The organism is Stenotrophomonas sp. 278, assembly GCF_003935715.1.
In the GTDB taxonomy this organism is placed as follows: domain Bacteria; phylum Pseudomonadota; class Gammaproteobacteria; order Xanthomonadales; family Xanthomonadaceae; genus Stenotrophomonas; species Stenotrophomonas maltophilia_AH.
In genome coordinates, this window is sequence record NZ_RHPP01000003.1 from 48,018 (window position 1) to 59,492 (window position 11,475).

At 65.0% G+C, this 11,475-nt stretch carries 10 protein-coding genes and 1 pseudogene; 6 read left to right on the forward strand and 5 right to left on the reverse strand.

All coding sequences use genetic code 11. From position 1 onward, the window contains the following. Positions 1 to 29 precede the first annotated feature (29 nt). The 4 genes and pseudogenes from EGJ34_RS01090 (at position 30) to EGJ34_RS01105 (ending at position 4,181) form a co-directional block, all read left to right on the forward strand. The gene (locus EGJ34_RS01090; protein ID WP_125358218.1) at positions 30 to 1,010 is read left to right on the forward strand and encodes an aldo/keto reductase; all 981 of its coding nucleotides are present in this window, start codon (positions 30 to 32) and stop codon (positions 1,008 to 1,010) included. A gap of 57 nt (positions 1,011 to 1,067) precedes the next feature. After that, positions 1,068 to 2,348 carry a VCBS repeat-containing protein gene (locus EGJ34_RS01095; protein WP_125358220.1) on the forward strand — a complete coding sequence of 427 codons (1,281 nt, stop codon included), beginning with the start codon at positions 1,068 to 1,070 and terminating at the stop codon, positions 2,346 to 2,348. A gap of 96 nt (positions 2,349 to 2,444) precedes the next feature. Continuing rightward, a pseudogene (locus EGJ34_RS01100) lies at positions 2,445 to 2,912 on the forward strand (transposase); the annotation flags it as partial. 132 nt (positions 2,913 to 3,044) lie between these two features. Then, positions 3,045 to 4,181, forward strand: a complete 1,137-nt coding sequence (locus EGJ34_RS01105) for a DUF1254 domain-containing protein (RefSeq protein ID WP_125358224.1) — start codon at positions 3,045 to 3,047, stop codon at positions 4,179 to 4,181. Between the two features lie 59 nt (positions 4,182 to 4,240). Here the strand turns inward: EGJ34_RS01105 and EGJ34_RS01110 are convergent, their stop codons facing one another. The 5 genes from EGJ34_RS01110 to EGJ34_RS01130 all read right to left on the reverse strand — a co-directional run bounded on the left by EGJ34_RS01110 (position 4,241) and on the right by EGJ34_RS01130 (position 10,393). Further along, a complete protein-coding gene (locus tag EGJ34_RS01110) occupies positions 4,241 to 6,178 on the reverse strand; it encodes a hypothetical protein (RefSeq protein WP_125358226.1) in 1,938 nt (645 codons plus the stop codon). Positions 6,179 to 6,197: 19 nt separating this feature from the next. Continuing rightward, on the reverse strand, positions 6,198 to 6,923 hold the full coding sequence (locus EGJ34_RS01115) for a hypothetical protein (protein ID WP_125358228.1): 726 nt from the start codon (positions 6,921 to 6,923) through the stop codon (positions 6,198 to 6,200). Positions 6,924 to 7,016: 93 nt separating this feature from the next. Continuing rightward, on the reverse strand, positions 7,017 to 8,072 hold the full coding sequence (locus EGJ34_RS01120) for an MBL fold metallo-hydrolase (RefSeq protein ID WP_125358230.1): 1,056 nt from the start codon (positions 8,070 to 8,072) through the stop codon (positions 7,017 to 7,019). 98 nt (positions 8,073 to 8,170) lie between these two features. Next, a complete protein-coding gene (locus EGJ34_RS01125; RefSeq protein ID WP_125358232.1) occupies positions 8,171 to 8,740 on the reverse strand; it encodes a TetR/AcrR family transcriptional regulator in 570 nt (189 codons plus the stop codon). A gap of 111 nt (positions 8,741 to 8,851) precedes the next feature. Continuing rightward, positions 8,852 to 10,393: an arylsulfatase gene (locus EGJ34_RS01130; RefSeq protein WP_125358234.1), complete on the reverse strand. Its 1,542-nt coding sequence runs from the start codon at positions 10,391 to 10,393 to the stop codon at positions 8,852 to 8,854. A gap of 178 nt (positions 10,394 to 10,571) precedes the next feature. Between EGJ34_RS01130 and EGJ34_RS01135 the strand changes: the two genes are divergently transcribed. Further along, positions 10,572 to 11,033: a DUF1801 domain-containing protein gene (locus tag EGJ34_RS01135; RefSeq protein WP_125358236.1), complete on the forward strand. Its 462-nt coding sequence runs from the start codon at positions 10,572 to 10,574 to the stop codon at positions 11,031 to 11,033. Further along, complete coding sequence (locus EGJ34_RS01140; protein ID WP_221740367.1) at positions 11,030 to 11,392, forward strand: DUF1801 domain-containing protein; 363 nt, start codon at positions 11,030 to 11,032, stop codon at positions 11,390 to 11,392. Before EGJ34_RS01135 ends, EGJ34_RS01140 begins: the two co-directional genes overlap by 4 nt. Positions 11,393 to 11,475 lie beyond the last annotated feature (83 nt).

The window sequence follows — 11,475 nt, forward strand, 5'->3', positions numbered from 1 at the left end:
CGTCCTTCCCTCACAGCAGGAGCTGACTGATGAAAACACGCACATTGGGTCGCAACGGTCCCCAGGTATCGGCGTTGGGCTTTGGCTGCATGGGCCTCAGCTTTGCCTACGGCCAGGGTCTGGCACGGCCGGCCGCGGTGGCGTTGATCCGCGACGCAATCGAACGCGGCGTCACTCTGTTCGATACTGCCGAGGCCTACGGCACGCTCAACGAACAGATGCTGGGCGAGGCCGTGGCTCCCTTCCGCGACAAGGTGGTGATCGCCACCAAGTTCGGCTTCAAGGACGGCAATGCACAGGCAGGCGTGGACAGCAGCCCGGCCAACATCCGCAAGGTTGCAGAGCAGTCGCTGCGCAACCTGGGCACCGAACGCATCGACCTGTTCTACCAGCACCGCGTGGACCCGTCGGTGCCGATGGAAGACGTGGCCGGCACCGTGCGCGACCTGATTGCCGAAGGCAAGGTCGGCCACTTTGGCCTGTCAGAGGCCGGCGTCGATTCCATTCGCCGCGCGCACGCGGTGCAGCCGGTGGCGGCGTTGCAGAGTGAGTACTCGCTGTGGTGGCGCGCGCCCGAGCAGGACGTGCTGCCGGTGTGCGAGGAGCTGGGCATTGGTTTTGTGCCGTTCAGCCCACTGGGTCGCGGCTTCCTGACTGGCAAGATCGATGCCAGCACCACGTTCGAGACCGGTGATTTCCGCGCCAACAATCCGCGTTTCTCGGTTGAGGCGCGTACCGCGAACCAGCAGCTGGTGGATGCGATTGCGCAGATTGCGGAGGCGCGCAAGGCGACGCCGGCGCAGATTGCCTTGGCGTGGTTGTTGTCGCGCAAGCCGTGGATCGTGCCGATTCCGGGGACCACCAAGCTGCACCGTCTGGAAGAGAATCTGGGTGCGGTGGAGCTGGAGCTGACGGCGGATGAGCTGGCGCGGATCGGGCAGGCGCTGGAGCAGATCCAGATCGTGGGGGATCGGTACCCGGCGGATCTGGCGGCGCGCGTGGGTCGTTGAACCAGCCCCAAGGTTGTTATGGTGGTGGGGCCCATGCACTGCAGGAGCCCCATCATCATGCCCCTCCGCATCACCGCACTGACTGCCGCCCTCCTTGCTTCCGCCTGCGCGCAGCAGCCGGAAGCCACCGCATCAACGCCGTCTGCCCCCAACCCGGCCACGCACGCCTTCGACCTCATCCACGAAGCCCCATCGAAGTACTTCACCGACGCCACTGCCACCCACGTGCCGATGGCCCCGCAGCTGCACGCCACCGATTCGGTGTTCGTGGATGTGGACAATGACGGTCACCTGGATGTCGTGGTGTCGGTGGAACACGGCGTCAACCGCCTGTACCGCAACGACGGCACCGGCAAGCTGACCTACATGCCGGATGCGTTCGGCACCACCGCGCGCGATAACGAACACGTTCGTGCGGCTGATTTCAATGGCGACGGCAACATTGACGTGGTCTTCGTCGCAGAAGCGGACAAGCAGCACCAGCTGTTCTTCGGCGACGGCAAGGGCGGCTTCACCGATGTCAGCGATCGTCTGCCGGCGCACAGCCAGGGCAACGGGCTGGCGGTGGGTGATCTCAACGGTGACGGTCATCCGGACATCTTCATCGGGAGTACCGGAGAAAGCCCCAACGGGCTGCAGCCGGCGCGCAATCTGTTGTTCCTCAATGATCCCAAACGCCCGGGCCACTTCATCGATGCCAGCGCGACGCATCTGCCCGCAGGCGACGACCAGACCGAGGGCGTCGCGCTGGCCGACATGAACGATGACGGCCATCTGGATGTACTGCTGGCCAGCCCCAGCCATCCGAACCGGCTGCTGCTCAATGATGGCTCGGCCCGGTTCGTCGATGCGTCCGACCGACTGGATCTGCGCGTGCCGATGGAGACCCGTGAGGTACATGTGGCGGATCTGACCGGCGATGGCAAGCCGGACATCCTGTACTTCAACATCACCAGCAACAACGGCGGCTGGGAGAAAGATCCGCAGACGCGCCTGCTGGTCAACGACGGCAATGGCCGTTTCGTGGACGAAACAGAAAAGCGCCTGCCAAAGCAGACCTTCTCCAGCTGGGCCGGCACGGTGGTCGACTTCAACGATGACGGCGCGCCGGACCTGCTGGTCGGCGCGATCCAGGTCCCGGGCTTCGTACCCCTGCAGCTGCGGGCGTGGCAGAACGATGGGGCAGGCAACTTCACCGACGTAACCCTGGACGCCGTTCCCGGCATCACCGTGGGACGCAGCTGGAGCATGGGGCAGGGCGATCTGAATGGCGATGGCCGCACCGACGTCCTGGTGGGGGGCTGGGGAACGCAGGCCCGGTTGCTGCTTTCGAAGTGATGCACGCGGCTGGACGGAATGAGAGAAATTTGAAGGTCGCGCCGGTCTCGTGGCCGGCAAGCTTGAGGGCCATCAGGCGCACATTGAAGGTCGATCATGCCGCTGAAAGTTGGTGACTCCGGGGCGCTGGGCCAGCGCAAGCAGACCCGGCGCGAGCGATTCCTTGCCGAGATGAGCGAGGCCATCCCATGGAAGCACTTGATAACGCTCATCCAGCCGCACTACCCGCAGATCGGGATTCGCGGCCGTCAGCCGTATCCCCTGGCGACGATGCTGCGCGTGCACCTGCTTCAGCAATGGTATGCGCTCAGCGATGCGTCCATGGAGGACGCGCTACATGATTCGGGCGTGATGCGTCGATTCGCCGGCATCAGCGGCGTGACCCGGGTGCCCGATGAGACCACCATACTCAACTTCCGCGCCCTGCTGGAGACGCACACCTTGGCAGCGGAGGTGCTTCACGTGGTCAGTGCGAGTCTGCAGTGCCGGGGAATCAGCGTGCGCGCAGGGAAGATCGTCGATGCCGCTGTCATTCATGCGCAGGGTTCCAGCCGAAGTATCGACATGGTCGAAAGCTTGGCTCGAACAGGGCGCGGGGTCGATCAGTAGAAATACTGGCGTGTTATGCGTAAAACGCCGCTTGGAGCACAGGGTGTTAGGCGCGATGCTCCCGGCCAGACGAACGAGGAGCGTGCCATGGGCAAGATCACTCTGCTGTTGCTGGGTGCCGCGCTCTGCGCCGGCTGTGGTGGCCAGCACGAAGCGCAGCCTGCTTCACCAGAGGCCGAACCCACAGCGCAGGCACCTGTCGCGCCAGTGCCTGCATCGGTTCCGCCGCCGCCCACCCCAGTCGCCGAGCCCCCGCCGGCGCTTACGGCCGATGGCGCGCAGGTAGTGACCCTCGCCAACTTCATCCGGGCGGAGTCAGACACCTACATTGCCAAACATACCGAAGAAGCGGGCGGGCTGGGCAGGCTCGTGCACCGCCGGGAACCGGCCTCCGTCGACAACCAGACCGTGATCCGTCTCAACCGTGACACCTTGTACACCTCGGCGGTGTTCGACCTGGACGCCGGGCCGGTAACGATCACGCTGCCCGAAGCAGGCGAGCGGTTCCAATCGCTGATGGTGGTGAACCAGGACCACTACGCATGGACCGAGTACGGTGCCGGCCCCCATACCTTCGACCGGCAGAAGGCCGGCACGCGTTACGCGCTGGTGGGGATTCGCACCCTGGTCGATCCAGCGGATGCGTCCGATGTGGAGGCCGTGCACCGTCTGCAGGATGCGATCACCGTGGCCCAGCCCGGTGGTCCGGGCACGCTGGAACTGCCGCGCTGGGACAGTGTGACCCAGGGCAAAGTGCGCGACGCATTGCTGGCCCTCGCCGCCACGTCGCCCGGTTTCCGGCATGCCTTCGGTCAGGCCGGCCAGGTGGACCCGGTCGCGCATCTGATGGCGACGGCAGCGGGGTGGGGCGGCAATCCCGACAAGGACGCCACCTACCTGGGTGTGGCACCACCCAACAATGACGGCAAGGCCGTATACCGGTTGCGGGTCAAAGACGTGCCGGTGGACGCGTTCTGGTCGGTGAGCGTGTACAACGCCAAGGGCTATTTCGAGAAGAACGCGCTGGGCGCTTATTCGCTCAACAACCTCACTGCGGTCAAGGACCCGGACGGCGCAGTGACGATCCAGTTTGGGGGATGCGACGGGAAGGTGCCGAACTGCCTGCCGACGATGCCCGGCTGGAACTACACCGTGCGGCTGTACCGGCCACAGCAGGCGATATTGGATGGCAGCTGGACGTTCCCGGCCGCCGAACCGGTGTAGGGACACGCCATGCGTGTCCACGCGATGCCGGCGATTCTGCGGACACGCGTGGCGTGTCCCTACGGGCGTTTTCGGTCGTGATAGCGCGCTGCGCTCTGCTGCAGGTCTTCCAGCGCGTCCTCCGGCAGCCACAGCTGGCGTGACCCACGGGTCATGGCGGTATAGGCCGCGCGTACGGGGTTGTGCGCGTAGCGGCGGGCGTAGCCGGTGCGGAAGCAGCAGGGTGCCATGGCGACCTGGGCAAACTCGGTGTTCTTGCTGTGCTCGACCAGCATCAGCAGCAACGCCGCCTGCGTATGAGGCTGCAGGCGTTCGCACAGTGCATCGAAATGCGCGCGGTTGTACCCGCGCATGAACAGGCGCGACACCTGGGGCAGCTGCTGCTCCTCCCACTCGGTGAGGAGGTCCTCCCAGCGCCGGCTGCTGCCGCCCTGGGTGGTCAGTTCACGGTAGGCATCCGCAGCGCGGTCCACCTCGCGGGCGAGGTGGCGCAGGGATTCGGGATGAATGCCGAACGCGGCTCCGGCGGCGGCAAGCCGCTGTGCTTCTTCCAAGAGCCGCCAGACGCTGCCAAACACCTGCGTGCCCTCGGCGGGCACCTCGTCCCAGCGCGTATAGGTGGCGGCCACGGTGGCATGTGCGCTGGCCCCCGTGAACGGGTGCTGGTACACGCCGGCCGTGTCCAGCGCGAGCGTGTCGTTGACCAGTTTCTCGACGTAGCGGCCTTGGCGCACGGACTGGTTGATCTCCAATGCCATGCCGGTGGCGAAGCGTGGCGCGCGGCCGATCAGGCGCTGATTGGGATCGCCCAGGCTGATCACCGCGCCCTCGTAGCCGGACAGCAGCTGCTTCCACGCCGGGCTGAGGTCATGGGCCTCGTCGATCAACAGCGTGCCCCAGCGGGCGGGAATACGGGCATCGTGCTGCGCCAGCCACTTGCCGATGTGGTCGGGCGTCAGGCTGAGCATGCCGCCCTTCTGCAGGGTCGGGTTGAACATGCAGCGCCACACGTACTCGGCGGCGGCGATGAACGGTGCCGCGTCCAGCATCGCGTAGGGCACCGCACGCAGGAAGTGGCGGGCTTCAAGCTCTGGCGATGTGGATCGGCACCAGCTGGCAATGCCATCGAAGGCGATGCGCAGCACGCTGGTGGCGGAGGTGCGGCCAATCGGCTGCAGGCCGATGCGGCTCACGATCTCGGCAAAGGACAAACGGCTGACCTGGTAGGCCGGCGCGTAGTCGGTGCTGAGCACGCCACGCCGATGCGCATCGGCCGCCACCTGGTTGGCGAAAGTGATCTGCGACAGCAGTGCTACCGATGCCTGTGTGCCCAGCCGCTCGCGAAACGCCTGCACCTGGCTGGGGCGCGGCGCGAGGTAGGTGAAATGCCGGGTCGCCCCGGCCAGCAGCTGCAGCACCAGATGTGTCTTGCCGGCACCGGCGTAGGCGTCCAGGTCGATGTGCTCGTCATCGTTGGCGACGATGGCGCGCAGGGCGCGGGCCTGGTCGTCGGTGTAGTCGTGGTCGCGCTCGATGTAGATCGGTGCGTGCTCGCCACTGGCGATCGTCTCGCTGGTTTCCTGGTAGGCCGCCTCGGTGTAGAAGCGCACCGTGTGCGGGGTCAGGGTGCTGTCGCAGGCCTGCTGAAACGCCACCGCGTCGAATACTTCGTCCGCCGCCGCATGCTGCTCCAGCACGGATGCCGGAGCCAGCACGCGGTCCTGCGCGGCCAGTGCCTGCTGCCACGCCTGCAGCGTGGCCGGCAGTCCGGCGCGCAATCCGGCCAGCTGCGTCGGTACCTGGTCAGGCTCTGCGGCGAACAGAACACAGGCCTGTTCCAGCATCGCGCTCAAGGCTCCTTCCGGCTGGCGGCTGCGCAGGCACAGTGCGGCGGCGAACAGCCCGGCGCGCTCCAGCGCGCTGACTGGAATCGAGCCGTCTTCCAGATACGACGCCACCGCCTCCTGCGAGAGCGGCAGCACGTAAGCAGCGGTCATGGATGCAGACCACTCAGGTTCATGCTTGCTCCAAGGCGTCGAACTTCGCCACGGGAATCAGCGTGTGGATCTCCGCGCCGACTGCTGCCAGCAGCTCCTCGCAATGGGCGGCGTCCCACAGGTCAAATACTTCCGCCTCCCAGTTGACACCCGGTTCGCTGGGCGCGTGTGCGACATGCAGACCCTCTTCGGCGTAGATCGCGTGGTCGCTGGTCACCACGGCGCGTGCCTGGATCCTGCCCAGCACTTCAAACATGTTGTCGTTGTAATCGCCGTAGACGAAATCGCGCGCGACGCAGTCTCCGCCGACGATGAACCACGCCTCCGAGCCCACGCTGTGGCAGCGCAGGTTGCCCAGCACGGCTACGTTTCCGGTGTCCCGGAGGATGCCGTTGACGGTGAGGTCGCCGGTGACCAGCAAGGCCGAGGGCGGCTGCAGGTCGCCGTCCACCACCAGGTTGCCGTGGTGCACGACCACCTCGCTGTTGCCTTGGAACAGCTGAGCGACAGCTGCGGCATCCAGGTGCAGATCGGTAGCCGGCAGCTGCTCGCGCAGCACCTGCCCGAAGGCGAACAGGGTGCTCGCGAAACCGCCCTGAAGGAATTCCATCAGTTCATTGATGCTGCCGGCGTCCCGGCCGATCTGCGCCAGACCCTCCAATTGAGGATCCGGGCAGCAGGGGAACTCGGGAATGGCCTGTGGGGTCCAGCCGCTGGCGGGAATCTGACGGATATCGATCTGCATGGGCGTCCTTGAAGGGAAGTTCGTTCCTGGACTGCGCATGATAACGCAGCGCCTGCAGACCCTTCTGCGCTGCCAGCGCTTCAGATTCGGTGCTCAGCGCTGGCCCACGGGCTGGAGTGGGGCGGACGCGGTCGTCTTCATCGTGCGCCACCACGGACGCCCCGGGTGCGGTGCGTTCAGGTCCAGGCGCTCGCCCATTTCCGGCGTGGACAGCGCGATGCCACGCTGCGCCGCGAGGGCACTGACCTGTTCGAACGGATCGTCCCAGGTGTGCATGGCCAGGTCGAAGGTGCCGTTGTGGATCGGCACCAGCCAGCGTGCGCGCAGGTCCTGGTGGGCCTGCACTGTCTGGTTGGGCTGCATGTGCACGTACGGCCATTTGGCGTCATACGCACCGGTTTCGATGAAGGCAACATCGAATGGCCCGTAGCGCGTGCCGATTTCCTTGAAGCCGGGGAAGTAGCCGGTGTCCCCGCTGAAGTACACGCGCAGCGCGTCGTCGATGATCACCCATGAACCCCAAAGGGTGCGGTTGCTGTCGCGCAGGCCGCGGCCGGAAAAGTGCTGGGTGGGGGTGAACGCCAGGCGCAGGCCATCCACCTCGGTTTCCTGCCACCAGTCGAATTGACGCACCTTGTCTGCCGGCACACCCCAGTGCGTGAGGCGGTCGCCGACGCCCAGCGGTACCAGGAACATCTCGGCGCGGTTGGCCAGGTATTTCACTGTGGCGCGGTCAAGGTGGTCGTAATGGTCGTGCGAGAGCAGCACGCCGCGAATCGGTGGCAGGTCGTTCAGCGCGATCGGCGGCGCGTGGAAGCGCTTCGGCCCGATCCACTGGAACGGCGAAGCGCGTTCGGAGAACACCGGGTCGGTCAGCCACCATCCGCCCCGCAGTTTGATCAGCAGGGTGGAGTGACCCAACCGGTACACGCTGCGATCCGGGGCCTTGGCCAGCGCCGCCGGGCTCAGCACGCGCACCGGTGGCGAACTGACCGGCACGGTGCCGTCCGGGCGGTTGAAAAAGAAATCCCAGAACAGCTTCAGCGTGCTGCCCAGCGTCTCTTTCGGCTTCGGCGCGGCATTGCGGAACTGGTCGTCGAACTGCTGCGGTGACTGGGGGTAGGTAGAAATAGGCACGGTAACGGTCATCCCGATCAGAACGGTGAGGGCGGAGACAACAACAAGCACGCGAACGGTACGGCTCTTAAGATGAGTGCGTAGGCGCTCATTTATTAAGGCAGATAAAGTCATCGCTGGATGCCTTTCCAGAACAGATCGAAGCCGGCCTGCTGCAGCGCCTGGCGCTGATCAGGCTGGGCGGTGATGGCGTCCAGCGTGGTGTCCAGCAGGTTGACCAGAACCCGCCCGAGGTAAAACGGCAGCCGGTCGGGGTCCATGTGCGCGGACAACCTGGATTGCAGCGCCTGCAGCATGCCGCCGAACAACCCTTCGCAGTGCAGGCGGGTGCTGTCGCTGATGCGATCTGAGACCTTCAGCTGGCGCAACGCCTTGGCGTCATCCGGGTACTGCAGACCCCAGCGGATAAGCGCGTCCCACACGTGGTGAAGCTGGTCCTGTGCGCTGGCCTCCACCGGGAATGCATCCCCGATACTTGCCGCGAGCCGCATCTCCAGCCGCACGAACAGGGCGTTGAGCAGCACGTCCTTGTTCTCGAAATAGGTGAACACGGTGCCTTCGGCAACCTTGGCCGCCCTGGCGATCTGCGACGTCGACGCGGCTACCCCCTGCGCTGCGACCAGGCGGCCGGCGGCGGTCAGGATCGCATCGCGTTTCTGGTCGCTGAGGGGACGGGCCATGCGGGATCATTGAATGAGTGGTTGCTCATTTATAGGCCCGGTGCCGGCCCGGCGCAAGGGGCGGGGGCGATGGCCCCGGGCTGCCGTTCAGCCAGCCCGGGGCACTGCGCCTCAGTTGGTGCGCAGGGTTTCCAATTCCTTCAGCCGCTTCAGGGCGTCCTGCTGCTGCAACAGGCTGTAGTTGATGCCGCTGGGGTTGAGCGAGCTGCCGGCCTGGTAGGGATAGTCGGTGAAGTCGGAGAAGAACGCCTTGATCTGCGCCTGGATGGGAACCAGCAGCCACATCTGCTGGGCCAGGAAGCCGGTGGCCCCACCGCCTTCCTCCATGCCGCGCTCGTACGGGTCCATGCGCAGGTTGGAGATGGTGGCCCACGAGGTCACCTTGCGCGAGGCGGTGGCGATGTTGCCGTGGCTGGCCACCGCGAAGCTGACCTTCCAGTCCGCATAGCGCACCGCGTTGAGGTTTCCGCCTTGGTCGAAGTAGTACAGCGCCTGGCGCGGGCCGGCATCGACCTTGCCCTTGAAATAGGGACCGAAGTCGTAGCCGTCCAGATGCACCTTGAAGGTTTTCTTGCCGACTTTGTAGCCCTTCTTCAGCTTACCGACCACGTCGTCAACACCGGCGGCGGCGCACAGGGTCGGGAACCAGTCGATCAGCGAGATGATGTCGTTGTAGGCCGTACCCGGTTCAACCACGCCCGGCCAGCGCACCATCATCGGAATGCGCATGCCGCCTTCCCAGGTGGTGCCCTTCTCGCCGCGGAACGGTGTCATCGCACCGTCCGGCCACAGCGCGATCTCGGCTCCGTTGTCGGTGGTATAGACGACGATGGTGTTGTCGGCGATGCCCAGTTCGTCGAGCTGGTTGAGCAGCTGGCCGACGTGGCCGTCATGCTCGACCATGCCATCGGCGTGCAGGCCTTTGCCGGTCACCCCGTCAGATTCCGGTTTGAGGTGGGTGAACACGTGCATGCGCGTGGTGTTGAACCAGACAAAGAAGGGTTTGTCTTCCTCCACCGCATCGCTGATGAAGGTCTGCGCGGCCTCCAGAAACTCCTCATCCACGGTCGGCATGCGTTCCTTGTTGAGTGGCCCGGTATCCTGGATCTTGCCGCCGGCTTTGGAGTGGATCACGCCGCGCGGCCCGAACTTCTTCTTGAACGATGGATCCTTCGGATAGAAGTAGCCCTCGGGTTCCTCTTCGGCATTCAGGTGATACAGGTTGCCGAAGAACTCGTCGAAGCCGTGGTTGGTCGGCAGGTGCTGGTCCTGGTCGCCGAGGTGATTCTTGCCGAACTGGCCCGTGGCGTAACCCTCTGCGCCCAGCACGTCGGCAATGGTCGGCATCCAGTCGGCAATGCCGTGCGGGTCGCCTGGCATGCCAATGGTGAGCAGGCCGGTGCGGAACGGCTCCTGGCCCAGAATGAATGAGGCGCGTCCGGCCGTGCAGCTTTGCTGCCCATAGGAGTCGGTGAACAGAGCGCCTTCGTTGGCGATGCGGTCGATGTTGGGGGTCTGGTAGCCCATCAGCCCGCGGGTGTAAGCGCTGATCTGCGGTATGCCGATGTCGTCGCCGAAGATCACCAGAATATTGGGGCGGGAGGCCTTGGCCGGCTTTGCGGACTTGGCCGTCTTGGCCGCTTTGGTTGCCATGAGGATCTGCCTTCTTCGCGGGGTGAGTGCTGCCCATGCTGGCGGCCCCGTAGCGGCGGCGCATCGGTAAACTCCCGTGTTTTTTCCAGTATTTTTTCGGTGTCGGGGTGGGCGCGCTGAGTTGTGTTCGGCGGCCGGGCGGTCTATAACGCCAACGGACCTCCACGGCGGAAAAGGCATGGCTACCAGCGGCACCCGCAAGGCCTCGCGTTCATCAGGCTCCACGCCTGCCGCTGGCAAAGTACGCCTGCTGGCGGGCGACAACCCGCAGATTCCCAAGGGCGAGGGCGAAGGTCCTGTCCAGGCGTACCTGGATGCGATCCCCGGGTGGAAGCAGGACCGCGCGCGACAGTTGGACACGCTGATCACGGCTACTGTGCCGAAGGTGCGCAAGGCGGTGAAGTGGAATTCGCCCTGGTATGGCATCGAAGGGCAGGGCTGGTTCCTTTCGTTCCACTGCATCAGCAGATATCTGAAGGTGGCGTTCTTCAAAGGCACATCGCTGCAGCCGATGCCTCCGGTGGAATCCAGACAGGCAGAAGTGCGTTACCTGCATGTGTTCGAGGACGCGCCGTTGGACGAGGCGCAGTTCATCGCATGGGTCAAACAGGCCAGCGCGCTTCCGGGAGAGAAGGCATGAGCGGGAAGAATTCCGAAATCAGCGAGAAGATCGCGTCCCTCGACGACTGGCGGGGAACCACCCTGGCCCGTGTACGCGAGCTGATCCACGCCGCCGACCCTGACGTGGTGGAAGAGGTCAAATGGCGTGGTGTGCCGGTATGGTCGCACAACGGCATTCTGTGTACCGGCGAGTCCTACAAGAAGGCCGTGAAGCTGACCTTCGCCAAAGGCGCCTCGTTGCCCGACCCCAAAGGCCTGTTCAATGCCAGCCTCGACGGCAACACCCGCCGCGCCATTGACCTGCATGAGGGCGATACGCTCGACGCCACAGCCTTCAAGGGGCTGATCCGCGCTGCGGTCAAGCATAACCAGAAATGACGGTCCGCCTTGACACGCATGATCCTGCGCACGAAAACGCGCCCAAGGTAGCGCTAGCGACCAGATTCCGCTAAACATGCAGG